28 protein-coding genes, 1 tRNA gene and 1 pseudogene are annotated in these 23,855 nt (G+C 62.9%); 19 read left to right on the top strand and 11 right to left on the bottom strand.

Going from position 1 to position 23,855, the window contains the following annotated elements:
* Positions 1-82 precede the first annotated feature (82 nt).
* From LAQ73_RS01315 to LAQ73_RS01300, 4 genes are all read left to right on the top strand, one after another.
* Positions 83-1,537, top strand: a complete 1,455-nt coding sequence (locus LAQ73_RS01315; protein ID WP_224269462.1) for a hypothetical protein — start codon at positions 83-85, stop codon at positions 1,535-1,537.
* Complete coding sequence (locus LAQ73_RS01310) at positions 1,534-1,968, top strand: hypothetical protein (RefSeq protein ID WP_224269461.1); 435 nt, start codon at positions 1,534-1,536, stop codon at positions 1,966-1,968. The genes LAQ73_RS01315 and LAQ73_RS01310 overlap by 4 nt, the downstream gene beginning before the upstream one ends.
* A gap of 456 nt (positions 1,969-2,424) precedes the next feature.
* Positions 2,425-2,625, top strand: a complete 201-nt coding sequence (locus LAQ73_RS01305; RefSeq protein WP_224269460.1) for a DUF1918 domain-containing protein — start codon at positions 2,425-2,427, stop codon at positions 2,623-2,625.
* A 31-nt stretch (positions 2,626-2,656) separates the two neighbouring features.
* A complete protein-coding gene (locus LAQ73_RS01300) occupies positions 2,657-3,088 on the top strand; it encodes an RNA-binding protein (RefSeq protein ID WP_224269459.1) in 432 nt (143 codons plus the stop codon).
* A 191-nt stretch (positions 3,089-3,279) separates the two neighbouring features.
* On the opposite strand, the gene LAQ73_RS01295 is transcribed toward LAQ73_RS01300, so the two are convergent.
* Positions 3,280-3,705, bottom strand: a complete 426-nt coding sequence (locus LAQ73_RS01295) for an EamA family transporter (protein WP_224269458.1) — start codon at positions 3,703-3,705, stop codon at positions 3,280-3,282.
* Positions 3,706-3,790: 85 nt separating this feature from the next.
* Between LAQ73_RS01295 and LAQ73_RS01290 the strand changes: the two genes are divergently transcribed.
* Positions 3,791-3,985 (top strand): DUF7501 family protein, encoded by a 195-nt coding sequence (locus tag LAQ73_RS01290; protein WP_224269457.1) that lies wholly within the window; start codon positions 3,791-3,793, stop codon positions 3,983-3,985.
* A 55-nt stretch (positions 3,986-4,040) separates the two neighbouring features.
* On the opposite strand, the gene LAQ73_RS01285 is transcribed toward LAQ73_RS01290, so the two are convergent.
* Together LAQ73_RS01285 and LAQ73_RS01280 are read right to left on the bottom strand one after the other, a co-directional pair.
* Positions 4,041-4,868, bottom strand: coding sequence for a phosphosulfolactate synthase (locus LAQ73_RS01285; protein ID WP_224269456.1), 828 nt, complete (start codon positions 4,866-4,868; stop codon positions 4,041-4,043).
* Between the two features lie 149 nt (positions 4,869-5,017).
* Positions 5,018-6,364, bottom strand: a complete 1,347-nt coding sequence (locus LAQ73_RS01280) for an MmgE/PrpD family protein (protein ID WP_224269455.1) — start codon at positions 6,362-6,364, stop codon at positions 5,018-5,020.
* Positions 6,365-6,552: 188 nt separating this feature from the next.
* Here LAQ73_RS01280 and LAQ73_RS01275 point away from each other — a divergent pair, with 188 nt between their 5' ends.
* Positions 6,553-6,945 (top strand): DUF2267 domain-containing protein, encoded by a 393-nt coding sequence (locus tag LAQ73_RS01275; protein WP_224269454.1) that lies wholly within the window; start codon positions 6,553-6,555, stop codon positions 6,943-6,945.
* A gap of 12 nt (positions 6,946-6,957) precedes the next feature.
* On the opposite strand, the gene LAQ73_RS01270 is transcribed toward LAQ73_RS01275, so the two are convergent.
* Positions 6,958-9,291: a cation:proton antiporter domain-containing protein gene (locus LAQ73_RS01270; protein ID WP_224269453.1), complete on the bottom strand. Its 2,334-nt coding sequence runs from the start codon at positions 9,289-9,291 to the stop codon at positions 6,958-6,960.
* 226 nt (positions 9,292-9,517) lie between these two features.
* Here LAQ73_RS01270 and LAQ73_RS01265 point away from each other — a divergent pair, with 226 nt between their 5' ends.
* Together LAQ73_RS01265 and LAQ73_RS01260 are read left to right on the top strand one after the other, a co-directional pair.
* Entirely contained in the window at positions 9,518-10,012 is a 495-nt protein-coding gene (locus tag LAQ73_RS01265; RefSeq protein ID WP_224269452.1) for an Lrp/AsnC family transcriptional regulator, read from the top strand.
* Positions 10,009-11,148, top strand: a complete 1,140-nt coding sequence (locus LAQ73_RS01260) for a pyridoxal phosphate-dependent aminotransferase (protein WP_224269451.1) — start codon at positions 10,009-10,011, stop codon at positions 11,146-11,148. The genes LAQ73_RS01265 and LAQ73_RS01260 overlap by 4 nt, the downstream gene beginning before the upstream one ends.
* An 81-nt stretch (positions 11,149-11,229) precedes the next feature.
* Here LAQ73_RS01260 and LAQ73_RS01255 read toward each other — a convergent pair whose 3' ends face one another.
* Positions 11,230-11,424, bottom strand: a complete 195-nt coding sequence (locus tag LAQ73_RS01255) for a hypothetical protein (RefSeq protein ID WP_224269450.1) — start codon at positions 11,422-11,424, stop codon at positions 11,230-11,232.
* Positions 11,425-12,108: 684 nt separating this feature from the next.
* On the opposite strand from LAQ73_RS01255, the gene LAQ73_RS01250 reads away from it, so the two are divergent.
* Positions 12,109-12,954 (top strand): ParA family protein, encoded by an 846-nt coding sequence (locus LAQ73_RS01250; RefSeq protein WP_224269449.1) that lies wholly within the window; start codon positions 12,109-12,111, stop codon positions 12,952-12,954.
* Entirely contained in the window at positions 12,951-13,349 is a 399-nt protein-coding gene (locus tag LAQ73_RS01245; protein ID WP_224269448.1) for a DUF7970 domain-containing protein, read from the top strand. The genes LAQ73_RS01250 and LAQ73_RS01245 overlap by 4 nt, the downstream gene beginning before the upstream one ends.
* A 50-nt stretch (positions 13,350-13,399) precedes the next feature.
* Here LAQ73_RS01245 and LAQ73_RS01240 read toward each other — a convergent pair whose 3' ends face one another.
* The 3 genes from LAQ73_RS01240 to guaB all read right to left on the bottom strand — a co-directional run bounded on the left by LAQ73_RS01240 (position 13,400) and on the right by guaB (position 16,802).
* The gene (locus tag LAQ73_RS01240) at positions 13,400-13,999 is read right to left on the bottom strand and encodes a response regulator transcription factor (protein ID WP_224269447.1); all 600 of its coding nucleotides are present in this window, start codon (positions 13,997-13,999) and stop codon (positions 13,400-13,402) included.
* Between the two features lie 121 nt (positions 14,000-14,120).
* Positions 14,121-15,194 carry a TrmB family transcriptional regulator gene (locus LAQ73_RS01235; RefSeq protein ID WP_224269446.1) on the bottom strand — a complete coding sequence of 358 codons (1,074 nt, stop codon included), beginning with the start codon at positions 15,192-15,194 and terminating at the stop codon, positions 14,121-14,123.
* Positions 15,195-15,308: 114 nt separating this feature from the next.
* On the bottom strand, positions 15,309-16,802 hold the full coding sequence (guaB, locus tag LAQ73_RS01230; RefSeq protein ID WP_224269445.1) for an IMP dehydrogenase: 1,494 nt from the start codon (positions 16,800-16,802) through the stop codon (positions 15,309-15,311).
* Positions 16,803-17,111: 309 nt separating this feature from the next.
* On the opposite strand from guaB, the gene LAQ73_RS17840 reads away from it, so the two are divergent.
* Both LAQ73_RS17840 and LAQ73_RS01225 read left to right on the top strand, forming a co-directional pair.
* Positions 17,112-17,294: a DUF8099 family protein gene (locus LAQ73_RS17840; protein WP_486606352.1), complete on the top strand. Its 183-nt coding sequence runs from the start codon at positions 17,112-17,114 to the stop codon at positions 17,292-17,294.
* Between the two features lie 6 nt (positions 17,295-17,300).
* Positions 17,301-18,293 carry a DUF5794 domain-containing protein gene (locus LAQ73_RS01225; protein WP_224269444.1) on the top strand — a complete coding sequence of 331 codons (993 nt, stop codon included), beginning with the start codon at positions 17,301-17,303 and terminating at the stop codon, positions 18,291-18,293.
* Here the strand turns inward: LAQ73_RS01225 and LAQ73_RS01220 are convergent.
* On the bottom strand, positions 18,273-18,563 hold the full coding sequence (locus tag LAQ73_RS01220) for a hypothetical protein (protein ID WP_224269443.1): 291 nt from the start codon (positions 18,561-18,563) through the stop codon (positions 18,273-18,275). The genes LAQ73_RS01225 and LAQ73_RS01220 overlap by 21 nt on opposite strands.
* Before the next feature lie 114 nt (positions 18,564-18,677).
* Between LAQ73_RS01220 and LAQ73_RS01215 the strand changes: the two genes are divergently transcribed.
* The 6 genes from LAQ73_RS01215 (at position 18,678) to LAQ73_RS01190 (ending at position 22,469) form a co-directional block, all read left to right on the top strand.
* Entirely contained in the window at positions 18,678-18,899 is a 222-nt protein-coding gene (locus LAQ73_RS01215; RefSeq protein ID WP_224269442.1) for a DUF5795 family protein, read from the top strand.
* A gap of 45 nt (positions 18,900-18,944) precedes the next feature.
* A tRNA-Trp gene (locus LAQ73_RS01210) sits at positions 18,945-19,119 on the top strand.
* A gap of 88 nt (positions 19,120-19,207) precedes the next feature.
* A complete protein-coding gene (locus LAQ73_RS17720) occupies positions 19,208-19,432 on the top strand; it encodes a DUF7563 family protein (protein WP_345778390.1) in 225 nt (74 codons plus the stop codon).
* 137 nt (positions 19,433-19,569) lie between these two features.
* A complete protein-coding gene (locus LAQ73_RS01200) occupies positions 19,570-20,820 on the top strand; it encodes an inorganic phosphate transporter (protein WP_224269440.1) in 1,251 nt (416 codons plus the stop codon).
* Positions 20,821-21,277: 457 nt separating this feature from the next.
* Positions 21,278-21,772, top strand: coding sequence for a hypothetical protein (locus LAQ73_RS01195; RefSeq protein WP_224269439.1), 495 nt, complete (start codon positions 21,278-21,280; stop codon positions 21,770-21,772).
* A gap of 316 nt (positions 21,773-22,088) precedes the next feature.
* Positions 22,089-22,469, top strand: coding sequence for a hypothetical protein (locus tag LAQ73_RS01190; RefSeq protein WP_224269438.1), 381 nt, complete (start codon positions 22,089-22,091; stop codon positions 22,467-22,469).
* A 139-nt stretch (positions 22,470-22,608) separates the two neighbouring features.
* Here LAQ73_RS01190 and LAQ73_RS01185 read toward each other — a convergent pair.
* Positions 22,609-22,821 (bottom strand): annotated as a pseudogene (locus LAQ73_RS01185) (ATP-binding cassette domain-containing protein); the annotation flags it as partial.
* Positions 22,822-22,927: 106 nt separating this feature from the next.
* Between LAQ73_RS01185 and LAQ73_RS01180 the strand changes: the two are divergent.
* Positions 22,928-23,182, top strand: a complete 255-nt coding sequence (locus tag LAQ73_RS01180; protein WP_224269437.1) for a hypothetical protein — start codon at positions 22,928-22,930, stop codon at positions 23,180-23,182.
* A 31-nt stretch (positions 23,183-23,213) separates the two neighbouring features.
* On the opposite strand, the gene LAQ73_RS01175 is transcribed toward LAQ73_RS01180, so the two are convergent.
* A complete protein-coding gene (locus LAQ73_RS01175) occupies positions 23,214-23,609 on the bottom strand; it encodes a hypothetical protein (RefSeq protein WP_224269436.1) in 396 nt (131 codons plus the stop codon).
* Positions 23,610-23,855: the final 246 nt, after the last annotated feature.

The raw sequence follows: 23,855 nt of genomic DNA, 5'->3' as shown, positions 1-23,855 counted from the left end.
GCGGCCGCCTACGGTTGGTTCGACCATCGACAAGTGGCGCGAAGTCGCAACTTACTCGTGGTGACTCGCCCTATCTTCGGCGATGGCTCCACGTCCCCGCTCGGTCGGTCGCCGCGACGGCCCACCGACCGCGTATCGACTCGCGGCGTCCGCCGCCGTCATCGCCCTCTGGCTCTGCGCGATCGTCGCCGCCGCCGGCGTCGCCGCCGCTCACGCGGGGGCGGTCCGCAGCGCCGCGCCGGGGACGCTGGAGATTCCGACGTGGCTCTTTCTGCTCACCGGCGGCGGGGCCGTGGGCGCGTCGTTTCTGCTCGCCAGTTTCGTCACCGACCGCCGCTTCATCCGCTCGATTCACGACTGGGGCGGGACGCTCCCGTCGCCGGGGCGTCTCCTCCGCTTGGCGGGGCGACTCGTCGGCGTCGGCGTGCTCGTCCTCACGGTGTACGTCGGCTTCGTCGGCCCGGACACGCAACTCCGGAACCTCGCGATTCTCGTCGTCTGGGTCGGCTGGTGGGGCGGCTACGTCGCCTCCGTCTACCTCGTCGGCAACACCTGGCCGACGCTGAACCCGTTTCGCGCGCTCGCCGAACTGCTCCCCTCGTTCGACCGCGAACTACCCGAGCGGTACGGCGCGTGGCCCGCCGTCGCCGGCCTGTTGACGCTCATCTTCGTAGAAGTCGTCGCGCCCATCGGCGACGAGCCGCGGGCGCTCGCGGCGGTCATCGTCGCCTACACCGGCGTGACGCTCCTCGGAAGCGTCGTCTTCGGACCCGACCGGTGGTTCGGCGCGGTCGATCCCATCTCGCGGACGTTCGAGTTCTACGGCCACGCCGCACCGCTCGACCGAACCGAGGAGGGACTCCGGTTTCGCCTGCCGGGAGCGGGCCTCTCGGAGGCGGGGCTGGTCGTCGGCCGCGACCAGGTGGCGTTCGTCGTCGCCGTCGTCTACGTCACTACGTACGACGGCTTCGTCGGGACGAACCTCTGGGCGTGGTTCGTCATCGAACTCGTCGGTCTCGGGACGCCGCCGCTTCTCGGTTATCTGCTCGTCTACCTGCTCGGATTTCTCCTCTTTCTCCGCGTCTACTGGTGGTCGGCGCGACTCGCCCGGCGCTACGCCGAGACGTACTACACCACCGAGTACCTCGCCGAGCGGTTCGCGCCGTCGCTGCTCGCCATCGCGGCGGGCTACCACCTCGCGCACAATCTCGGCGTGATGCTGTCGCTGTCGCCCACACTTCTCGACGTCGGCGGCTCGACGCTCGTCGACCTTGTGACGCTGTCGACGCTCTCGCCGCCGCAGAACCCGCTCACGCTGGCGGCGTTGCCGTCGTGGTTCGGCGGCCTCGAACTGTTCTTCGTCCTGCTGGGACACCTCATCGCTGTCTGGGTCGCTCACGCGGCGGCGTACGAACTGTTTCCCGACCGCCTCCAAGCCATCCACAGCCAATACGGCGTCACCGTCGTGATGGTGCTGTACACGATGGTCAGCCTCTGGATCGTCAGCGAACCGCCCGCGACGCCCCCCTACATATGACCGACTCGAACTCGACACCGCGAACCGACCGTACCGACGACAGCGACGGCACTGATGGCACCGACGGCACCGACGCGCCGAAGACTGAGTCACCGGTTAGCGACGACGGCGCGAACGGAACACGAACCCAACACCAAAATCACCGACAGTCCGCCGGTGTCTCCGCCCACGCGGCGAATCAGCGACGCGCCGGCGACGACGAGGCGGCCTTCCGCTGTCGCCACTGCGGCGACCCGTTCGTCGAGGAGCGACATCTCGCGCTCCACCGCGGACTGAACCACGTCGACGCGCTCTCGGAGGCCGAACGCGAGGCGTACCGCGACGCCCACGCGGACGAGGAAGCCGACCTCAAGCGGTTCCGCCTCGTCTCGCTCGGCGCACTCGTCGTCCTCTACTTCGGGTTTCTGTTCATCTACGCTGTCGTCACCTGAGCTTCAAATACGAAGAGGGAGCCACCGATAACCGTGGGGTGAGACCCGACCGCGGTCGAACGAGGCGGGAGTGCGGCCGACCGACCGCAGAGCGCGCCCGGCGGCCGCCTGTTCGCTATCACTCCTTCGAGTGACGGCCTTACTTCACTCTTGAACGGTCGCCGTGAACCACTGGAAACGACCCGTCGCACGCCGAACACGTCGCCGTCGTCGTCTCAAGGTCCGACCGCGCTTCGTCGTCTCCGACGTCTTCTCCGGGTTCGGCCGTCACGAATCGACGACCGGCGGGGAGCGAGACGTACACCGACGCGCCGCAGGTGGGGCAACTGACGCTGACGAGAGACACGTCTCAGGAGGTGTCGCAGTCGGGGAAACACCTGCCGATTCCGCACGCCGATATCCGACCGGGGGGCGTCGAACCACCGTTCTTTTTAGCCACCGACGGGAACGGAGTGTATGAGCTTCGAAAAAGACGACCGCGTCGTATTCCACGACAAGCACAGCGAGTTCGACGGCGACATCGGCACCGTCACGCAGGTGATGGAGACGATGTTCGGCGAGGCGACGTACACGGTGAGCTTCGAGGACGGACAGGAGACGGGCGTCTCCGCCGACTCGCTGGAAGCGGCGGACGAAGACGACACCGACGAGGAGTAGGGCTTTTTTCGGTCCCCCGAGTATCCCGTTCATGGCCAGCGTTCCGTTTCACTACATCGACGTTCGGAGCTTCTGCTACGCGACCGAGGACGAAAAACGGGTCGAGGAGGCGCTCCGGACGTTCCTCCCCGAGGGGTTCGAGGTCGACCGCGTCGAGAACAAAGGGTATCACGGCGACCGAATCGTCGTCCTCTCGGCGCGCGTCGAGAACGCCGACGACCTCAGACACGTCCTCTCGCGGATGAGCGAACTGGACGAACTCGACCGCCTCCTCGCGGAGTTGGACGACCGAGTCGACGACAACTGCTCGTTTTTCGTCCGTCTCGACAAGCAGGCGGCGTTCAGAGACGAAGTCCGCCTCGGCGAGGGAATCACGCTCCGCGCGAAAGTCGAAGCGTACCCCGCAAAGCGCGAGGCAGCCATCGAGAACGCGCGGAACGCACTCGAAACCGCGAGAGCGTAACCGATACAGCACGGCGGCCGCTCATCGGTCACACGGGACTTTTCGACGGTGGTCGGCGGCTCGGACCGAGAGTCCCCTCGGTCTGGGTTTCGCTAAGCCAATCTGTATAGATATCTAGATAGCTATCCATATTCCCCCGAGACGGCGGTCGCTAGGTCGGTTTCGACGAGGCCAGAGAACGGACGTCCGACTCAGTCGACGGAGACGAGATAGACGGCGACGACGGCGAGAACGATACCGGCGGCCTTCCGGGCGGTGAACGACTCGTCGAGGAAGACGATTCCGAGCATCGAACTCGTCACTAGAAACATGCCGAAGACGGGGGTGACGACGCTCACCTGTCCCAGAGAGAGCGCGCGGTAGTACGAGAGGATGCCGATGGAGAGACAGAGGCCGGCGGCGTAGATGTATGGCGACTTCGGATGGGTGAGATAGTTAACCGCGTTCTCGTTCGTGAACGCGACGAGACCGAGCGTGACGAAGACGAGAATCGTGTTCGACATCAGCGTCGCAACGTTGCTCGGAACCGCGGAGTCGCCAGTCGTCGCGAAGTTCATCAGGGGTGCGACGAGCGTGTACGTCACCAGCGCCAGAAGCGCCCACGGGAGATAGTTCATGCTGTAGGAGGGTCGCCACGGGCGGTATAACGTTTCGATGCGAACCGTCGGAGTATAACTACCCCGGGGGTATCATGTCGATATCGTGTACTCTCCGCACATCTCGTATCTCACGCACGCGTGGGCAGACCCGTCTCGCTGTCCGTTCTGTCTGTCGACGCTCGACGACGGCGTCGAGGCGTTCCCGACGCATCTCTCGCAGAGTCCGCACTGTTCGGTCGAGTTCGACGACTGGGAGGTACTGGTCGGCGGGCTCGTCGGCGACGGGTGGGTCGCCTGACGAGCGAGCGGGTAGTTCGCGCCTGTCGGCGGGGACTCGCTTCTTCGGCGGCGACTCACTCCTCGCCGGCGTAAGAGGCGACGCGACCCCACGTGCCCTTCTTTCCCCACAGCCCCGACCGCATGCACTCCAGTTCGACGATCTGAGAGTTGTCGACGAACAGGTTGACGTTCGGGCCGAAGTTCTTGATGTACCACTCGAACACCGGCGGGTCGGCAGCCTCGAAGACGCAGTTTTCGACGCCGACGCCCTCGGCGATGGCGAACGCCACGTCAGTCCGCCAGTCGCGGACGCGTTCGGTGATGCCCTCGGACTCGACCATCACCTTGTACGCGCCGGCGTCGAGGTGGCGGTTGGCCTCGTCGACGGCCTGCTGCGGGTCGATTGCGCCCTCTTCTTCGAGCGCTTCGACGCTCGACGCGCCGCCCGCGCCGAACTGGACGTTCACCTCGGGTTTCGCCTTCAGGCCGTACTCCTGGACGCGCTCGGTCAGTGCGACCAGGTCGTCGGCGTCGATGGCGAGAAATCCCGAGGAGATTTCGACGATGTCGAAACCGTACTCCTCGGCGGCGGCGAGGTAGTCGCCGACGTGTCCCTGGTCGCGGACGAGCACCCGCTCGATGAACCCGCCGGTCGACACCTCCACGTCGAACTCGTGGCAGGTGTCGATGAGCGCCCGGAGCGGTTCCTCGTCCATCAGCGCGAACGACCCGCCGGAGAACTTGTAGATGTCGACGTACCGACCGACGGTTTCGAGGATGTCGCGCAACTCTCGTTTTCCCATCGGGTCGTAGTACGGGCCGCGGATCTCGGTGATGCCGCGCTCGCGCGGCTTCTCGGGTCTGTCGTTCCGTGTCAGGAAGTCGAATGCTCTATCGCTCATACGTCGTGAATCTAGTCCACGAACGGTGACTTAGCGGTTCAGTCGTGTTCAGAAAAGAGACCTTACCGAACGAGCGGGCGTTTTCGCCCCCTCGGCCGCCTTCGACTCGGTCGTCCAACGGGTCGTCAAAGCTGTGGTCTCGTCGCCGCTCAGTCGAGAAGCGCCACGAGTCCGGCGACGTCGGCGTCGCCGAGGTTCCGTACCGTCTCGACGATGCGTTCGCGGTGCTCCTCGTCGTATCGCTCTCGCGTCATCGACTCGAACTTCACTTCGAGCTGCTCCCACGTCATCGGGTCGTCGGGGTGACCGGGGAACCCGTCTCTCTCGACTCGGTACGTCTCGCCCCCGACGTCGAGTTCGACAACCGCGGGCATCTCGCCGGCCTCGAAACGTCGGGTGAGCTCGGGGTCTTCCTCGACCTCGACTCTCTGCAAGAGGCGCTGCACGTCGTCTTCTTGGATTCGCTCGGTTGCGTACTGCGCGGTCGTCACCTCGCCGTCGAGCGCGGCGACGGCGAGCATGTACGGTAAGGAGTGGTCGGCCTGCGCTTTGGTCTCGACTTCGTAGCGACTGCCCTCGCCGCCGCCGATGATGAGTTTCGCGCCGGCGAAGGTGTCGAGACGGATGGCGTCGATGTCCGTCGGATCGATGTCCTCCTCGGCGGTGAGTTCGATGACGGCCTCGATAGCCGACTGGGCGTACGTCTCTGCGACGTACTTCTTGGCCATCACGTCGTGGACGCGCTCTGCGGGCGTGAACTCGACCTCGAACTCCCCCGAGATGACGCGTTTCCAGCCCTTCTGCCCCTCGAACACGTCGACGGGGCCGTCGAGACCCTCGCGCGCGAGAAGCGCCGAGTAGACGGCGTTGCGCGCGGCGTTCGCGGAGGCGACGCCTTTCCACTCGTTGATGCCGCCGGTTCTGGTCACCCGGAGCGCGTTGTGCGCCGTCGCGGCGATACCCACGGCGTTTCGGAACTGCTCGCGGTCGAGGTCCAGAACCTTCGCCGCGCCCGCCGCCGCCGAGACGACGGTGTGGGTGACGTGGTCCCACCCCTTGTCGCGGACGGGGGCGGCGTAGCCGAGTTGACCCTGTACCTCGTAGGCGACGCCGATGGCGGTGAGGAGTTCCTCGCCGGAGGCGTCGGCGAGTTCGCCGCAGGCGACGACGGCGGCGACGTTGTCGCTCGGGTGCGGGGTCTCGTCGGGGGCGAGATACGAGTCCATGTAGTCGAGATACCGAACCAACGCCGTGTTCAGCATCGTCGCGTCCGGCGCCGACGCGCGCCGGTCGCTCCCCCAGAGCCGACACCTCCCGTCCTCGTTCATCCCCTCGACGGCCGCTCGGACCGTTTCGGTCGTCGTCCAACCCATCGCGCCGACCGCGATGCCGAGTGAGTCGAGAATCCGTCGTTTCAGCGCGTCTCGCGTCTCTTCGGAGAGATCGTCGTACGAGAGTTCGAGTGCGAAGTCAGCTATCTCACCGGTCGTTGTCATGTCACGGAATACCACGTGACGCGAGAAAAGCGGTTTTCCCTGACGCGGTGAGTTCCTGCGGTCGTGATAGGTCAGACGGCTCGAATCACCGTCGAAAACGGTCTTATCGGGCAGACAGTGAGCCGAGCCGACGCGGCCGCAAAATTTCTGCCCCAACAGTAACGGGCGTGTTCGTGATACGGGTGTGTATGGACCACGACCAGTTCATCGGTCAGGTTCAGAACCGAACAGAGCTCGCCTCCCGCGGAGAGGCGACGAGCGCCACGCGGGCAGTGCTGGAGACGCTCGGCGAGCGCATCGGCGAGCAGGAGGCCGAAGACCTGTCCTCCCAGTTACCGCTCGAAGTCGGCCGGCATCTGAGCGACGTAGACCACGCCCAGCAGTTCGACTTCGAGGCGTTCGCCGCCCGCGTCGCGGACAAAGCCGAATCTTCGGACGTCGAAGAGCGCCCGGGACGGTCGTCGCAGGCGGTGATGAGCGTCGTCACCGACGCCGTCGAAGCCGGTCTCGTCGGCGACGTCGTCTCGCAGTTCCCCCAGCAGGAGGGCTACGGCGAACTGCTCGGGTCCGCCGACGAGTAGCGCGCCTCGGCGTCAGACCGAACTGAGAACGACGACCGGACAGGGCGCGTTCCGGACGACGTAGTCGACCCTGTGTCCGAAGTACGCCCGTCTGGTCAGCGGCCGGAGGTTGCTCCCGAGGACGACGAGGTCGTGTCCCCCTTCGGTCGCCCGATTCACGAGTTCTTCTTCGAGGTCAGCTTCGCCGGCGAAGACGTTCGTGCGAACCGTCGCGCCCATCCGCCGGCCGAGGTCCGCTTCGCGGTCGACGATCTCCTCACCGAGTCGGAGCGTCGACTCCATATCGGGTCGATTGGCGAACTGTTCGTCGACGGGTGGGGAACTGACGACGTGGACGATCTCGACGACGGCGTTGTGGTCGCGCGCGATGGTGAACGCGACCTCCGCGGCGTGGCGGTTGTACTCGGTACCGACCGTCGGCAGGAGAATCCGTCGAATCGAGGTGTCCTCGGGGTACTCTCCCTCCCTTTCGGCGCGCCTCGCGCTCGTGACCATCACCGGGCAGGGGGCGTCCCGGATGATCTCGTCTACCGTCTCGCCGAACAGCGGTGCGTCGATTCGGCCGCCTCGCTCGGAAGCGCCGACGGCGAGTAAGTCGTACCCTTCGGCGGCCTCCGCCAGAACCGTCGCCGTCGCGCTCGTCCGCTCCGTTCGCGCGATGGTCCGAAGCTGCGAACCGGGGAGGTTCAACCGCTCTCTCATCGTTCGCTGACAGTCGGTGCGCTCTGCGGCCCCCCTCCCGTTCTCGGGTGCGGCCGACGAGTCGCCTTGAGGGGTGCGATCGGTCGCGGTATCGGAGTCAGCCGACCGTGTACCGCCGCCGTTCGTCCGTCGGCGGCGCTCGGTTCGCCGCCCGAGCAGCGAGTAGAGCGCCGCTCTCGCACCTGCCTTCGACTCGCCGCTGCCGGGGCGTTCGAGATACATGCTCGTGATTTCGACGTCCTGACCGCGACTCAACGACCCGACGATTCGGGCAGCGAACTGCGACTCGGGACTGCACCGGGTCGGAAGCAGGACGGTGGCGATACCGTCGACGAAACTGCGCCGCTCCTGGGCCTCCCGTTCGAGTCGGGTTCGTTCCTCGTCGCTCATCTCGATTCTCGGGAGCGACCACCGCATAATCGCCGGAGCCATGAGCGAGGTGACGATGGCGACCATGACGATGATGCTGTACATCTCCGTCGTCAGGATACCCAGTCCGAGTCCGATGGTCGCCACGATTATCTCCATCGCTCCGCGGGCGTTCATCCCGCCGCCGATGGTGATGCCCTCCCACCGCGAGAGGCCGGCGACCCACGAGGCCCCGATGATTCCCGCGAACTTGCCGAAGCACGCCACCGCGAGAACGAGGAGGCCGACGGCGAACACCGTCGGGTCGAACAGCGCCGCGACGTTCATCCGCAGTCCGGCGATGGCGAAGAAGATGGGCGCGAAGATGCCGAGCGTCACGATCTCGAAGGTGTGACGCAGGCTGTAGTCGAAGCGCTTGACCTGCCCGACGAGGATACCGACGACGAACGCGCCGAGAATCGCCTCCAGACCCAGAAACTGCGTGATTGCACCCGCGGCGAGCGCGAGCGCCATCAGCGTGGTCAAAAGCGCCATCTCCCCGCCGACGGCGTTGTCGATCCAACGAACGAGTTCGCGGACGAAGCGCTGGCCGACGGTGAACGCGATACCGAGGAAGGCGACGACCGACACGACGGTCGTCACGGCGGTACTCACGTCGACGACACCGCTCCGTGCGAGGCCGGCGATGGTCGCGAGCAGAATCCATCCAAGTGTGTCGTCAACCATCCCCGCCGCAAGGATGAGTTGGCCGACGTCGCGTCTGATGACGTCGAGTTCGATGAGCACCTTGGCGATGACCGGGATGGCCGAGATGCTCATCGCCGTGGCGATAAAGAGGCTGAACACGAGTCGCTGCTCGGGCGCGGCGATGAACGAAAGCGGGAGATACCACCCCAGCGCGAATCCGGTAACGAACGGGACGAGGATGCCGCCGAGCGAGAGAACGACCGCCATCCGCCCCTTGCTGAGGATGAGGTCGACGTCCGTCTCCAGACCGGTGACGACGAGTAACATGATGAGACCGAGCCAGGCGACGATTTCGAGGAGATGGAACTGGCTCTCCGAGACGACGAACAGCGACTCGTAAACTCCCGGCAGTACCAGGCCCAGAACCGAGGGTCCGAGGAGCACCCCGGCGAGGAGTTCGCCGACGACCGTCGGCTGTCCGAGGCGACCGAACGCCTCTCCCAGCACCCGAGCGGTGACCAACAACGCCACAAGCTGGGTGATGACCAGAAGTAGTTCGTGGTGACCGAGTGGTTCGATTACTGCCATCAGAACTCCGTTTCTCGCTGCTGAACGCCGGAGTTCGGTATCTCACCGACGCGGAAGCGTTCGTATCGGAATACGTGTACGCGATTCGACTTGAACGTTGTATTCGCCGTACATTTGTGACTGTCTCGCTCGTCTACGTGTGGGCCGGCAACCATAATTGATATCGCAGTATGCGATTTATTGCGTAGGGCGTAAACACTTACATCGATGGCGATAACGAGGGCGTATGGACCAGCGACGGAAGATTCTCGATCTTCTGCTGTCGAACGCTCGGGAGAGCACGGCCGATATCGCGAGACAGACCGGTTTCGACGAGGCGACCGTCGAGGAGAGTATCGCCGAACTGGAGGACGAGGGAGTCGTCCGAGGGTATCAGGCGGTGGTCGACTGGCAGCAGCGGGCGGGCGACGGCGAACACGTCCAGGCGGAGGTCGAACTCAACGTGGAACTCGACCGCGAGACCGGCTACGAGGACATCGCTCGTCGTATCGTGAAATTCCCGCAAGTGACGTCGTTGCGGCTGTTCTCGGGTGATTACGACTTCGCAATCCTCGTCGAGGGCGAGTCGATGCACGACGTCTCGCAGTTCATCTCCGAGCAGATCGCGCCCATCCCCGAGGTGACGCAGACGGTGACGCACTTCGTGATGGAGACGTACAAGGACCGTGGCATCGTCTTCGGCGACCGGGACGACGACGACCGCCTCTCGATCTCGCCATGAGAATCGCCGACCGCGTCGAACGCGTCCCGCCGTCGGGGATTCGGCGCTTCTTCGAACTCGCCGAGGAGAAAGAGGAGATCATCTCGCTGGGCGTCGGCGAACCGGACTTCAGCGCGCCGTGGGCAGCCAGAACGGCCGCTATCGGCTCGCTCGAACGCGGTCGAACCTCGTACACGGCGAACCGGGGGATGCGCGAGCTACGGACCCAGATCGCCGACCACGTCCGGCGCTACGACCTCGACTACGACCCCGACGAGGAAATTCTCGTGACGACCGGCGCGAGCGAGGCCCTCGACGTGGCGATGCGGGCGTTCGTCGATCCCGGCGACTGTGTCGCCGTCCACCAACCGTCGTACATCTCGTACGTTCCGGGCGTCGTCTTCGCCGGCGGCGAACCGCTCGCCGTACCGACGCGCCCCGAGAACGACTTCGCGCTTACCTACGAGGACCTGACGAACGCGGGGGCGGAGGACGCCGAGGTGTTGGTGCTCTGCTATCCGAACAACCCGACCGGGGCGACGATGAGTCGCTCCGAACTCGCCGAGGTGGCGGAGTTCGCCGTCAAACACGACCTGACGGTGCTCTCGGACGAGATTTACGCCGCGCTCACCTACGTGGGCGAACACACCTCCATCGCCACGTTCCCCGGAATGCGCGAGCGAACAGTGGTGTTCAACGGCTTCTCGAAGGCCTACGCGATGACCGGCCTGCGCCTCGGCTACGCGCTGGGGCCGCCGGAGGCGATTCGGGCGATGAACCGTATCCACCAGTACTCGATGCTCTCCGCGCCGACGACAGCACAGTACGCCGCGCTCGAAGCACTCAGGTCGTGCGGCGACGAGGTCGTCGAGATGCGCGACCAGTACGACCGCCGTCGCCGGTTCGTCCTCTCGCGGTTCGAGGAGATGGGGCTGGACTGCTTCGAGGCCCGCGGCGCGTTCTACGCGTTCCCCCACTGCGGCGGCGACGACGAGCGCTTCGCCGAGGAACTCCTCCGGCAAGAAGACGTCGCCGTCGTCCCGGGTAGCGTGTTCGGCGTCGGCGGCGAAGGCCACCTCCGCATCTCCTACGCGACGGGACTCGACGAGTTGCGGACGGCGATGAACCGTATCGAACGGTTCGTCGACGCTCGGTGAGCTCCTCATACACTCCATTCTGCGATATCAACTATCGTCGGTCAGTGGTTCGCTGCCGGCCCCGCGTCCGCCGAGAACCGGTCACTGCCACAGGCGCATCCCGACGACGACGGTGAGTGCGAGCGACGCCATCGACAGCACGGCAGCGAACGTTCCATCAACCCCGAACCGGAGCGTCCCCACGGCGACGAGAAATGCGACGAAGAAACCCAGCGAGATGAGTCTCCGGAGTTTGTACTCGCGGATCGCTTTCTGTACGCGTTCGGAGTCCTGCATGGGTCGAATCGAGACGCCGCCGGGATAACCGTTTTCGGAACGCTGGGCAGAGACGACAGCTAGCGGACACACATCGATGAAGCGGAAGTCGACACAGAGGAGATGAACATCGAAGAAGGCGGACCGAAACCGGTCGAAGCAAAGGCCGAAACCTACCGATTTCTTGTCTGGTACGCTGTGTCGTCTCGTCGCGCTCTCGCTTCATTCGCCCTCGAAGTGAACTGCGTTACCGTCGCTTCCCGACGCGGTCACTGCGGCCGACCCTCTCGGATTCGTTGCCTCTCTCTCTCTCGGACTCGGAGCAACCGTGGTCTCGGAATCTCCTCGGCAGCGCCGCGGCGGTTTGCCTACTTGCCTCGGAACTCTCTGTTCTGGTCGTCGCATTCGTGACCTTACTCTGATTCAACCCTCGGCCGTTTCCCGTGTCGCGTGCACTCTCGTCCGGTGGGTCTCAGGACTTCGACCGCGGCGGTTCACGCCCAAGGGTGTATGCCAGTTCCGAAAGCGACTTGTGTTCCGGCTACGGCAACGCAGGCTATCGTATATCTATCCACATTTCTGAATAGCTGTCTGGATGGATCACCACATAGACTCTTGGGAAGATATACACAGAGGCGGCCAGCGAGTCCCGACAGCGCGATTGTCTGACGGAGATTTATGTATGGCTCTGCGAAAGCGCAGGCTATGAAACGGGCAGTGACGATGTGGAGCGAATCCGGCGGCGTCGGGAAGACGACGATGGCGACGAACACGGCCGCCGCGCTCGGGCGACGCGGGGCAGACGTGCTCGTCGTCGACTTGGACCCCCAACTCGGCAGTTTGACCGATCACGTCGGCTTCGGCGAGCTGAAGTCGACGGACGGCGACCACCTCGGCGACGTTCTCCTCGACCAGGAGCGCGACGCGTCCGACTTAGTCGTCGACGCGGGCGATTTCGACCTGATACCGTCCCACGAGGGGCTGGCGAACATCGAGAGCGAGATGGCCGCGCGCAACACCTCGCTGCGCGAGTTCCAGTTGCGCTCGTCGCTCGCGCCGCTGGCGGGCGAGTACGACTACTTCCTCATCGACCCGCCGGCGACGCTGAACGTCCTCGTCGACAACGCGCTCGTCGCCGCGCGCGACGTGGTCATCCCCATCGAGCTCACGCGGAAGGGGAGCGTCTCCATCGACGGCCTGGAGGATACTCTCGACAGCATGGAACGCGGGTTCCGCACGTTCGACGACTCGTTCGCGCTCGGCATCCTCGCCGTCGTCCCCAACGAGGTCGGCGACTCCAACATCTACCGGGAGGTCCGCGAGGAACTGGAGACCGACGGCAAACCGGTGACGCCGTTCGGCGTCCGCAAGCGCGACGTGTTGAAGGAGGCGTGGCGCACCCACATGACCGTCTTCGAGTTCGCCGACAGTGCGGAGACCAGAGACCTCCGTCCGTACGAGGAGGACCTGCTCGACCAGTTCGACACCGTCGCTCGCATCGTCGAACGCGGGAGCGTCGAGGCGGCGCTCGACGTGGAGGTGGCCCAATGACCAAAGACGACCGGTACGGCGCTGCGGGCGACACGTACGGCGACGTCTCGACGCCGGAGACGGCCAAAAACGGGTCCGACTCCGACGACGGCGACCGCGACGCGGCGTCCGAGACGGACGCCACCGACGAGGGTGCGACGCAGACCGGCGGAACCTCCGCGCTCCCGTTCATCTTCGCCCGACGGACGGTGAAAGCCGACCGCGACGCGCTTCCCGTCTACGTCAGACCGACGACCGACGACCGTCTCGACGCGCTCGAACGGGAACTCGACGACCGGTTCGACGGCGACGACGTGATGTCGCTGGACGTGCGCGAAGCGGTCGTCACGGCCGGACTCAGGAACGTCGACGACGTGGTCGACGTGATGGAAGAGTGGGGATACGGACGGCGATAGCCGGCGGTGGATGAGACGGGAAGGCGAGAGAACGGAACCGAGGTGTCAGATTACTCGTCGAACTCGTCGAATCCGAACGAGTTCTCGCGGTCGATATCTCTGTACATGCCGACGAAACTGTCGTGGTCGCCGGCTCGCAGTTGTTCGTCGAGCTCTGCCTGTTTCTCACTGAGTTGCGCGTCGAGTTGCTGGTACTCCGGGGTCTCGGTGAGCGTCGAGTCGTCCTTTTCGGCCTCCAGTACCGCTTTCTTCGAGGCGAGCGCGAACAGTTCGCGGACGCCGTCGTCGTACTCGCTGCGGCGGAGGAGACTCGAGACGGTTCCCAACAGCGACTCGCGGGTGACCGGCTTGATGAGGTAGTCGTCGAACCCCATCTCAACGATGTCGAAGTCGGGTTCGACGGCGGTCACCATCGCGACGCGGCAGTCGATGCCCCGTTCTCTGACGGCGTCGAGAACCTCGTCGCCCGAGAGGCCCGGCATCCGTCTGTCCAGCAGTACGACATCGACCTCGTCGTCCAGCTCCGAGAGGGCCTCGCGGCCGCCGTACGCGGTGCGGACTCGGTACTCATCGTCCAACCACGCTGCGTAGAGGTTCGCGAGGTCGACTTCGTCTTCGACGACCAGGACCAGCGGCCGTTGGTCAGTCATCGGCCTCCCCTCGTTGCCCGGCAAACGCCCATATCACCTCTTTGTCGGACGACGCTATATCAAGATACCTCTTGTGAGCGAAATAGCAGCTACGTAAATGTGAGAAATTTGTCCTCTCGGGCTACGAAACTGACTCGACGGTCAGTCTGTTGGCCTCGATATCTTCGAGGACCGCTCCCCATCCGCCGACGGTTCGCGTCTGGCCGTCGACGGCCACCGTGACTGCGGTTTCGCCCGCCAGCTGCGACAGCGGCGGTTCGCCGTTCGTCGACGTTCCGGCGTAGGCGACGTCGAGGAGCGTCCCCGCGAACGACACCGCATCCCCGACCTGCGTGTCGAACCCCTCGACGCGGACCCGAACCGTCGCCCCGTCGTCGAGCAGCGGTTCCATCTCGCGGACGAACCGTCGGATGTCGGCGTAGACGAGCGGGGGGTCGGTCGGGTGCGCGTCGTACACCGTCTCCCACACCTCCCAGAGACACGTCTGGAAGTACCAGTGAAAGACGTACGTGAGCGTGTAGTCGTCGACGAGCACGCCGTACCGATTGACCGACCGTGCGTGGGGGGTAAAGCAGGTCTGACTCCGGTCGACGAGGACGAGGAACGGGGCCGGCAGTCGCCGGTGGCGAACCTCGGTGGCGACCCCTTCGTACGCCTTCGCTTGGGGCAGGGCGTCGGGAGTCGTCTCCGAGTCGGTGTGAAGCGAGACGCTGACGACCGCCCCCTCGTCGTACGCCGCCGAGAGCGCGGGCCGAAGCCGTCGGAACTGTTCGACGGTCGCCGACACCTGAACCTCCGTCTCCGCCGCGCGGACGATGTCGCGGGCGCGGTCGAACACCGTCTCGAAACGCTTGACGATGCTCACCATGTGGTCGTCGACGGCGGGTTGCTCCCAGCGTTCCTCGATTTCGGCGGCGGCAGCGGTGAACCGCTCGGCTTTGCCGCGAAGGGAGGTGAGTACGGCCTGCGGTTCGTTCGCGCGTGCGTGGAGGCTGTCCTGCTCGTACGTCTCGATGTACCCTTTCGTCTCCAAGTCGCGGAGAACGTCGTAGATGCGGGCGGTCGGCACCGAACACGCGTCGGCGAGTTCGGTCGCGCTGGCCGACCCCAGTCGGAGCAGTGCCGTGTACGCGTCGGCCTGGTACTGCGACAGCTCGGCGTCTTCGAGCGCTCGACGTAACTCCGCGGTGTCCATCAGAGTCGAATCGACAACATAACGATTAATAACTGTTCCCTCCGTCTCGTCTGGACCTGGTAAAACAGATTCCGTCGCCCAGCGTCGAACGAAACGCCGGCGTCTACTCGGTCGTTACTCCTGCGGGCTGTAGTTCGGCGCTTCGTCGGTGATCATCACGTCGTGGGGGTGACCTTCGGTCTGGCCCGCGGCGGAGACGCGGACGAAGCGGGCGCGCTCTTTGAACCCGGGCAGCGTCTCGGCACCGACGTAGCCCATCCCGGACTTCATGCCGCCGACGAGCTGGTGGAGTTCGGAGGCGAGCGTCCCCTTGTAAGGGGTGGCGGCCTCGACGCCCTCGGGGACGAACTCCTCGTCCTCGTCGGCGTCCTTGAGGTAGCGGTCGCCGCCACCCGAGCGCATCGCGCCGACGCTGCCCATGCCGCGGTACTGCTTGTACTTCTTGCCGTTCATCGTGATGACGCGGCCGGGCGCTTCCTCGGTCCCCGCGAAGTAGGAGCCGAGCATCACGGCGTCGGCACCGGCGGCGACGGCCTTGATGGCGTCGCCGGAGTACCGGATGCCACCGTCGGCGATGACCGGGACGTTCTCGCTGCTCGCAACGTCGGCGACTTCGGCGACGGCCGTGATCTGCGGCATCCCCGACCCGGTGACGACGCGCGTCGTACAGATGGAGCCCGGGCCGATGCCGACTTTCACGCCGTCGGCGAAGTCGACGACGGCCTCGGCGGCCTCGCGCGTGCCGATGTTGCCGACGACGACGTCGGCGTCGACCTCGGAGCTGATGTCGCGGGCGCTGTCGATGACGTTGAGGTTGTGCGCGTGCGCGCAGTCGATGAACAGCACGTCCGCGCCCGCCTCGTCGGCGGCGACGGCGCGGTCGGTCTCGAACGGGCCGACGGCGACGCCGCAGACGAGTCGTCCCTCGTCGTCACGGGCGGCGTTCTCGTGCTCGCGGCGCTGGAGGATGCCCTGCATCGTGACCAGTCCGACCAGTCGGTCGTTCTCGTCGACGATGGGGACGCGCTCTATCTTGTAGTCGTACATCAGTTCGAGCGCGTCGCGCGCCGTGACGTCCTCGCCGGCGGTGATGACCTCGTCGGTCATCGCTTCACGTACCTCGTCGCTCTCGCCGACTTCGAGGTACGGGCGGATGTCGGTGCCGGAGATGATGCCGAGAACGATGTCGTTGTCGTCGACGACGGGCGCGCCGCTGACGCCCTCGGACTCCATCATCTCGTCGACCTCGCGGACGGTCTGACTCGGGTGCGCCGTGACGACGTTCTCGCGGCGAATGACGAGTTCGTCCGCGCGTTTGATGCGCTCGATCTCGGCGACCATCGCCTCGACGGGCATGTTGCGGTGGAGGACGCCGAGACCGCCTTCGCGGGCCATCCCGATGGCCATTCCGCTCTCGGTGACCGTGTCCATCGCCGCCGAGAGCACCGGGATGTTGAGTTCGACGTTTTTCGAGACGCGCGTCGCCACGTCCGCGTCGTCGGGTTCGACGCGGCTCTCCATCGGTCGGAGGAGGACGTCGTCGAACGTCAGCGCTTCCGGTACTCGTAGTTTCTCCGAGAACGTGTCGTCGGGAACGTCGTTCGCCATGTAAGTGGTCCCGGCCGTCCGGACAAAAACGTTGCGAGATAGCATCCTCTTGTGGATGTTTCTCATTGCGACTCCGTGTACTATACACGGTCGTGGATACTACCGGGCGTCGCGGCGGTCGGTCCGCCGTTCTCCGACGCACAGTGCAATATTCGCCCCATACAAAACGAATCGGTGTGGATACTACAGGAAAACGAGTAACTCTTCGTCAAACCGTAGGCCCTACTTATAAATTAGGGCGCGAGTACGCTGGCGTATGCCCTCGCTTCCCACACAACACTTAATAGTTCTGTCCGAATTAGTTCAGCCATGAACTCCGAGAGTTCAGCCGCACAGCGCACTGCCGGTCGACCAGACTGCAACTCCGGCACCCTCTTTACAGCGATGTGGCTCACAATTAAATCGGGGTTTGTAGGCGGAGGACGGCCGTGGGGGTCCGCGTCCTCGGGTTTGCACTCGTATCGCCGTCTGGCCGAAGGTGACGGCCGTTAGTCTCAGATGAGTGTCTCACAGCATCCGATTGCGTTACGCCTAGAGCAGCAGGTTGGCGGCGCGACCCGCCTCCTGGCGACGGTGATGGCGCTGCCGCTCGTCGATGGCATCTTCCCCGCGCTCGTGTTGGCGGGGGCGCTGACGACGACGACCGCCAGCGGCGCGACGGCGTTCTCGCCGGTCGGTATCGTCGAAACCGGTCTGCTCATCTTCGGTGGCTCCGCGACGATGGCGGTTATCCTCGCCGAGATGGACGGTACGCCGCGCGAACAGGTCAAGTCGGTGCTCCTCTTGGGCGCGGTTCTCGTCCCGCTGGCGGCCATCGAAGCGGCCCTCGCCGGAACCATCGAGAGCCTCCTCGAGATCGCCATCTTCGAGCGCTTCGCCGGCATCGTCATCATCGCCATCGCGGCCAAGACCGCCAGCGCCGAGATCGGCAAGTATCTGCCGGGACCGGCGGTCATCATCGGCCTCGGTCTCGTCGCAAGTTTCGACCCCGCCGGCGCGCAGTTGGTCGTCGACCTCGACCCCGTGACCGTGCTGGCGGGGGCGGCCGCCGCGGGCGTCGGTGTCGCTTTCGCACTCGGCGTCGCGCTCTTCGGTGACCGCCTGCGCGGGAAGGTCGACATCGACCGGTTCCGCTTCGGCAGCTCGGTGGCGCTTGCGATGCTGGCGCTGTCGGTGCTGGGCATCATGAACACCCACTACCCCGTCGCGCTCGGCGTGCTCTGCGTGACGGCGGTGTTCTCGTACGACCCCGGCGCGTCCGACGTTGCCGACGTCGCCGAGACGGGCGATCCGAGCGACTACGACGAGCAGCCATCCACCGGTCGGGTCCCCGACGACCGGAGTGCGGACGGCCGCGTCGTCGACAGTCCCGTCGCCGATGGCGGCGACGCGCCGAAATCTGCGGTTCGTGGGGCCGACGAGGGCCACGACGAGCCGGGGACGGCGTACGGTTATCCCGGCGAGGACGACTCACGCGCGCCGTGGCTGTAAGCGCCGACGCCACTGCCAGAGGCCGACCTTGAACAGGACGCCTGCGGCGAACAGGCCGAAGTTCACCGGGTTCGAATCGTAGTAGACGATCTCGATAGCCGGACTTCCCGAAGCGAACGGCCACAGCGGTTCTATCGGTCGTGCGATGTCCGGTGCCGAGAGGATATCACCGAACAGGTGGGCCGCACCGCCGACGAACGTCAGCGCCGACCCCGGTCGAGCGGAACCTACGCCGAGACGGCGCCACCAGTGCGAGTCCGAGATGTCCACTCACGCCGACCATGGCGGAGCGTTCGCGCCGAAGACCGGTGAGCCGCGGGGCTAGAGACGCGGCAGCGTCTCCGGAGACGGAGAACTTAGGTGGATTCGTCGTCTGGTGGGCGTATGGCAAACCGCGTCGTAGAAGGCCGCATGGTGACGGCCGAGCGACTCGCCGAACTCATCGAGGGTGAACGCCCGATGGAGGCCGACAGCATCGACGACGCCGACTTCGACTGCCCAGAGTGCGGCGGCAACGTCCTCAGCGTCGGCTACATGCCGAGCGTCACCGAGTTCGTTACCGGCTACAAGTGTCAAGATTGCGAGTGGGCCGACGACGACCGGTAGTCGAATCGAAACCCCTTTAGTGGTTTTGCGTCAATGAGGAGACGAGGGGTCGTGGCCAAGCCCGGCATGGCGACTGACTCCAGAGGCAACGCCCGGGACGAAACTCCAGACTGATATACCGAGCGGCCGACTGATCATCGGTTCGCGACGACGACCCTCTGGAGTTCCGAGGCGGACCGGAGATATCAGTCGATCGGGGGTTCAAATCCCTCCGACCCCACTCCGTATAAAACAACTGCGGAAGGTCTTGCTCCTACTAACCACAGGTTAGTCCACTCTCAGGTCACCTCGATTCGGAGGTGCGCCTGATGGCGGCTTACCTCGAACCAGCCGCCGAACAGCGGCAGTGTCTCTACTGCAACAACCACGTCACTGAGCGCTTCGGCCGCGTTTTCGGCGAACACGGCGACCGAGTACACCGCTGTCCGAACTGTGACACCCACGCCAGAATCAATCGCGGTAGCGCTGCAGGTCGCGAAGTCCGTATCCCCGACCCAGAGACATCGCCAGGTCGCCACGGGGGGCGGAACTGATGGCCGCTACCAACGACAACGAGAGGAGAGACCTCTCGACGCTCGCCCATTCATGATTCGGAAATGCAGCGAAGAACCGGACTATTGCTATACACACTGTTTTGTGCGGCTAGTTTCTACGATTGGCCAGTGCTAAGATGGTGACCCTCCTCGCTGTGATAGGCGTCCTCGTTGCGGTGTTCGTCGGGTTCAATATCGGTGGCTCCTCGACCGGTGTCGCGTTCGGCCCGTCCGTCGGGAGTCGCCTCGTACGAAAGGCAACCGCTGCGACACTGTTCACTTCGTTCGCACTCGTTGGCGCGTGGACCGTCGGACGGAACGTCATTGATACGATGAGCAGCAGCATCGTCCCCGCCACGCAGTTCTCGCCAGTCGCCAGCATCGGTGTCCTCTTCTTCACCGGTACGTCGTTACTTATCTCGAATCTCTACGGTGTTCCAGCCTCGACGTCGATGACTGCTGTCGGTGCTATAGTGGGATTGGGACTCGCGACAGGGACGCTCAACGAGGCACTGATGTTCACTATCGTCTCGGCCTGGATCGTTGCACCGCTGGTTGGGTTCACGTGTGGGGCGTTCATCGGTCGCTACATCTACCCGTATCTCGACCGTCGAATCGCGTTCACCCGGTTCGAATCTCACCTGATTTGGTTGGACCGCTCTGGGACTGTCCCGCGGCCACGGTTCAACGAAAACGCATCGTTACGCGACATCGTTGGCTCAGCCACGGTTGTGATCATCGCCTGTTATATGGCGTTCTCCGCCGGGGCATCTAACGCGGCCAACGCCGTTGCGCCATTGGTGGGCGCAGGGGGACCGCTGACCGTCGACCAAGGTGTTCTTCTGGCCGTCTTCGCGTTCGGGCTGGGCGCGTTTACTATCGCCAGGCGAACGCTCGATACCGTTGGGGACGACATCACCGAGCTCCCGATTCTGGCGGCACTCATCGTTTCCGTTGTCGGAGGGACCATCATCACGGTGTTGTCGGTACTGGGCATCCCAGCAAGTTTAGCCGTGAGTACCACTTGCTGTATCATCGGCCTCGGCTGGGGTCGTGCGAGTCGGGCGGTGAGAGTAGTTGAACTGGCGACTCCCGTCCCCGAGCGCGAGCTCGACCTCGATGTCTCGACGGGTGCACTCGTTACCTCCAGGGCCGAGAACGTCCCCACGAGTCCGACCGTCGGCGACCTGGCACGGGGCGAATCACCTCCGGAGGAGCCGAGCGAAGAACTGCCTGATATCCCAGACATCGGCAAAGCAGGCGCGGCAGATCTGGATCGGGAGAGCCTCTTCGACCCTAGAGCAGTAAAGCGCATTGCAGCACTGTGGGTTCTCACTCCGACGCTTGCTGTGGTCGGGTCGTACCTGTTGTTCCTGATCGTGTTGTGACTGAGGAAGACGCTCGATTGCGCAAGAGTGGCCGTCTCTGACGATTCGACCCCGGACTACGAGAACGCCAAGGCACGTCCGAATCTGGCAGCCTGTCGCACGGCACTCATTCCCCGTGATTAGAACCGGTCTGTGGCGGAAACGAGATAAGGTATCGACGTACGAGAGAGAAATCCTGTATTCAGCACATCCATATTTCGGATCTTACCTGGTTCAGCAATGTAAAAGATTGTTCCGAGAATAGGCTACTCGCAGCAGTCTCTCTCAATAGCTCTGTTGAGTTTCTTCGTATGTGGCAGCTTCCGGTGGACGTGCTGAATACAAGGCGCGTATCGGTGATTCCAATGAACTGTACGCATAAACCGATTTTATCCGCAAACGATTCATACTTTGACCTACTGGAACTGAAGAATGCCACAGTAAACTTATACGCAGAGGTTGTAATATTGTGCGTAGTATGATAAGTAAGGTTCACAGGATTATTTCAAATATAAATATTATCTCGGTAGTGATGATAGTACTTCTTCTGTCTCTGTTCGCACAATATGAAGTAGAGTTCATTGCCTCGATCCCGCTTGTCGGTTTGTTTATCATGGCTTTGGTGACGATTCGGAACAGCAGATCTGTTTATCGAAACCACGAATATGTCTTCCTCCTGTTTCTCGCTGTCTCGCTGTATTTGCTCGTGGTCCAACCTGATTACGTGACCACCGTAGTTGGGGTTGTCATAGCGGGATTCAGCATCGGTGTAGCTGCGTACCTTTTATTTGAAAAAGTCAACTACAAGTACTTCGGATTTTATACCTGTGTTCTGGTATTTGCTGTCGGGGTGTACTACTTGACCATTAGTACGTTCATGGGTACACTACTCTGCGGGTTCGCCGTGGCTCTGATGTATCAAGTGTATCGCACGCCCACGGATCGTCATTCAAGATTAAGAAAGTCTTCATAGGCGGTGTTGAATGTTGACTCGTGAGATCGAGGTTCGTTCTTTGATAGATATGCACACCTACCTAACGGCTGTTTCGCCATCAAGGACGTGAAAAGCAATGATGCACGATTACTGAATACATCCTCTGTATCTTGCACTCCGTTACTGACAGTGGTTGAGGAGTTCGCTCACCGACTGCTGAATACAGGGCGCGTATCGGTCATAACGGAGTTCATCCATAGCGGAGGAAGGTACCGGTGCTTTCTGCTGGGCGCTGAACTCCAACCATCCTATTCGATACTTAATTAGTCCTATAGATATACGTGATAATACGAGAATGCCAATTTCCAACGATGAATTCGAAGCAGGGACTGTCGAAGTGACCGGCGACGACCCGATTACCAACGACGAGGAAGGACCTATCGAGACCGAGAAGGATCTCATCACGTCGTTTCTGAGCGAGCGACCTGACAAGGCCTTCACCGAACGGGAAATTGTCCTCGGTGTCGATTTCACCCCTGTGTTCATGAATCGGACTCGACACCCCCTCGGTTCACTCTCTGATGGCCTAATCGACTTCGCTGGTGATGTCACTGCTACGACGATCGTCGTTGACGATATTGATGAGGCACTTGACGAACTCGTTGAAGAGGGAATTGTGACGAGCAAGGAGGTCGAAACTGAGGACGGTACTTCACTCTACTATCGATTAGCATAGTTCGATACCAGTGCCGCACGAGGTAACCAGCCTTACCAGTCCTCAGAGAATCTACTCTTCTAGCTGCTGAATACATCCTCTGTATTCAGTAGGCAGATTATATCGATTGTAGAGAATTTGGCCAAGACCAAAATTGAGCTTCCGAGAATGGATCATATCCGAGAACGGTGATTTCGCCCGACGTTGGCCGGACGAAATCGAGTAACATGATGATCGTCGTGGACTTCCCGGCACCATTCGGCCCGAGAAAGCCGAACACTTCCCCTGGCTCAACCGTGAGATCAAGATTGTCGACGGCGACGACATCGTCACCGAAGCGTTTCGTCAGGCCGTGCGTCTCGATGGAGGACATCGTATCTCTGAATTGATATTCATGACAGCAATAAACTAACTATATCTAGACGGCGCTGGGATACCTGCTCTTGACGTTCTTTCTGGAACTAACCGTGACGATGGCGATGCCACCGGTTCGGATTCTCTTCGGTGTCTTGAGCGCGCTCGCGCTCGTTGCGGTTCTGGTCGGGACGAAGCAGGGGTGGATAGTACCGCTCGACGAGCTGGTGCCGTGGGTGAATGCGAATCAGCTGCGGGCAGTTCTGATTTTGGTGGGAACGTTCGTCGGGATACTGAGTATCGTCGCGGAGTTTCCGGGGTCGGTGGTTCGAGAAGGGAGTACGGTGAACTTCGTCGCTCACGGGATTGGAACCGGGTGAATCAGGTACGAAGTCACACCGCAGTAGCGAGTTAGTCTCTAAACTGAGGCACTACACGGTCGCGATGAAGTTGAACAACTCGCGAACAGTGGTCTGAGATTTCTGTTGCATACTTGTGGCCGTTGACGCAGAAGGTGTTTGGAGCCTCGCCTGTAAGCTCACAACAGCCATAGAAGGTGACGTACTCCTCTATCGGAGCTGCCTCAAACCGGTCCATCATGATAACGTCCTCTCCGTTGAGGAGATAATCTCCCTCTACGTCAAGGTAGATATCGTCGTCAGAGCCGACGATGTAGAACCCCTCAGGGAGGTAGTCCTTCTGATTCTTCATCGACCATCCGTCTTCGCACAGCCGTGACCTGTCGTAGAGAACGGACACCTCGTTTGAGACGCGTGTACCACATACCTCGCACTCAAAGTAGACCATCTGATGAAACGTAGTAGATGGACCACATATACGTGCCGCAGGGTTGCTATCGAATGTCTGGCCCCTACGGAACAACTGAGATGCGCGGGTCGGCTCGGGAAGCAACTGTGACTGAGGAGTGTCCGCTCTGTGGTGAGGAGGTGAAGAAAGGGGCGTTGTCGAATCATTTGGCGGAGTGCGAAGAGAGGTAAACAGATTCTCTATGCTGATGGTTTGAGTCGGACCCACTCCATTGTGTTGTGATTC

Origin of the sequence: Haloprofundus salinisoli (genome assembly GCF_020097815.1) — an archaeon.
GTDB lineage: Archaea > Halobacteriota > Halobacteria > Halobacteriales > Haloferacaceae > Haloprofundus > Haloprofundus salinisoli.
The sequence above is the reverse complement of the archived record's forward strand: the minus strand, read 5'-3'. Positions and strand labels throughout refer to the sequence as shown.

Coding starts and splice junctions, on each gene's coding strand:
- LAQ73_RS01305 (WP_224269460.1), top strand. CDS start 2,425: ATGAGCTTCGAAAAAGACGACCGCGTCGTATTCCACGACAAGCACAGC.
- LAQ73_RS01315 (WP_224269462.1), top strand. CDS start 83: ATGGCTCCACGTCCCCGCTCGGTCGGTCGCCGCGACGGCCCACCGACC.
- LAQ73_RS01300 (WP_224269459.1), top strand. CDS start 2,657: ATGGCCAGCGTTCCGTTTCACTACATCGACGTTCGGAGCTTCTGCTAC.
- LAQ73_RS01250 (WP_224269449.1), top strand. CDS start 12,109: ATGAAACGGGCAGTGACGATGTGGAGCGAATCCGGCGGCGTCGGGAAG.
- guaB (WP_224269445.1), bottom strand. CDS start 16,802: ATGGCGAACGACGTTCCCGACGACACGTTCTCGGAGAAACTACGAGTA.
- LAQ73_RS01270 (WP_224269453.1), bottom strand. CDS start 9,291: ATGGCAGTAATCGAACCACTCGGTCACCACGAACTACTTCTGGTCATC.
- LAQ73_RS01200 (WP_224269440.1), top strand. CDS start 19,570: ATGGTGACCCTCCTCGCTGTGATAGGCGTCCTCGTTGCGGTGTTCGTC.
- LAQ73_RS01275 (WP_224269454.1), top strand. CDS start 6,553: ATGGACCACGACCAGTTCATCGGTCAGGTTCAGAACCGAACAGAGCTC.
- LAQ73_RS01215 (WP_224269442.1), top strand. CDS start 18,678: ATGGCAAACCGCGTCGTAGAAGGCCGCATGGTGACGGCCGAGCGACTC.
- LAQ73_RS01240 (WP_224269447.1), bottom strand. CDS start 13,999: ATGACTGACCAACGGCCGCTGGTCCTGGTCGTCGAAGACGAAGTCGAC.
- LAQ73_RS01265 (WP_224269452.1), top strand. CDS start 9,518: ATGGACCAGCGACGGAAGATTCTCGATCTTCTGCTGTCGAACGCTCGG.
- LAQ73_RS01180 (WP_224269437.1), top strand. CDS start 22,928: ATGCCACCGGTTCGGATTCTCTTCGGTGTCTTGAGCGCGCTCGCGCTC.
- LAQ73_RS17720 (WP_345778390.1), top strand. CDS start 19,208: ATGGCGGCTTACCTCGAACCAGCCGCCGAACAGCGGCAGTGTCTCTAC.
- LAQ73_RS01295 (WP_224269458.1), bottom strand. CDS start 3,705: ATGAACTATCTCCCGTGGGCGCTTCTGGCGCTGGTGACGTACACGCTC.
- LAQ73_RS01175 (WP_224269436.1), bottom strand. CDS start 23,609: ATGGTCTACTTTGAGTGCGAGGTATGTGGTACACGCGTCTCAAACGAG.
- LAQ73_RS01280 (WP_224269455.1), bottom strand. CDS start 6,364: ATGACAACGACCGGTGAGATAGCTGACTTCGCACTCGAACTCTCGTAC.
- LAQ73_RS17840 (WP_486606352.1), top strand. CDS start 17,112: ATGAACTCCGAGAGTTCAGCCGCACAGCGCACTGCCGGTCGACCAGAC.
- LAQ73_RS01285 (WP_224269456.1), bottom strand. CDS start 4,868: ATGAGCGATAGAGCATTCGACTTCCTGACACGGAACGACAGACCCGAG.
- LAQ73_RS01225 (WP_224269444.1), top strand. CDS start 17,301: ATGAGTGTCTCACAGCATCCGATTGCGTTACGCCTAGAGCAGCAGGTT.
- LAQ73_RS01255 (WP_224269450.1), bottom strand. CDS start 11,424: ATGCAGGACTCCGAACGCGTACAGAAAGCGATCCGCGAGTACAAACTC.
- LAQ73_RS01310 (WP_224269461.1), top strand. CDS start 1,534: ATGACCGACTCGAACTCGACACCGCGAACCGACCGTACCGACGACAGC.
- LAQ73_RS01190 (WP_224269438.1), top strand. CDS start 22,089: ATGCCAATTTCCAACGATGAATTCGAAGCAGGGACTGTCGAAGTGACC.
- LAQ73_RS01260 (WP_224269451.1), top strand. CDS start 10,009: ATGAGAATCGCCGACCGCGTCGAACGCGTCCCGCCGTCGGGGATTCGG.
- LAQ73_RS01235 (WP_224269446.1), bottom strand. CDS start 15,194: ATGGACACCGCGGAGTTACGTCGAGCGCTCGAAGACGCCGAGCTGTCG.
- LAQ73_RS01245 (WP_224269448.1), top strand. CDS start 12,951: ATGACCAAAGACGACCGGTACGGCGCTGCGGGCGACACGTACGGCGAC.
- LAQ73_RS01195 (WP_224269439.1), top strand. CDS start 21,278: ATGATAAGTAAGGTTCACAGGATTATTTCAAATATAAATATTATCTCG.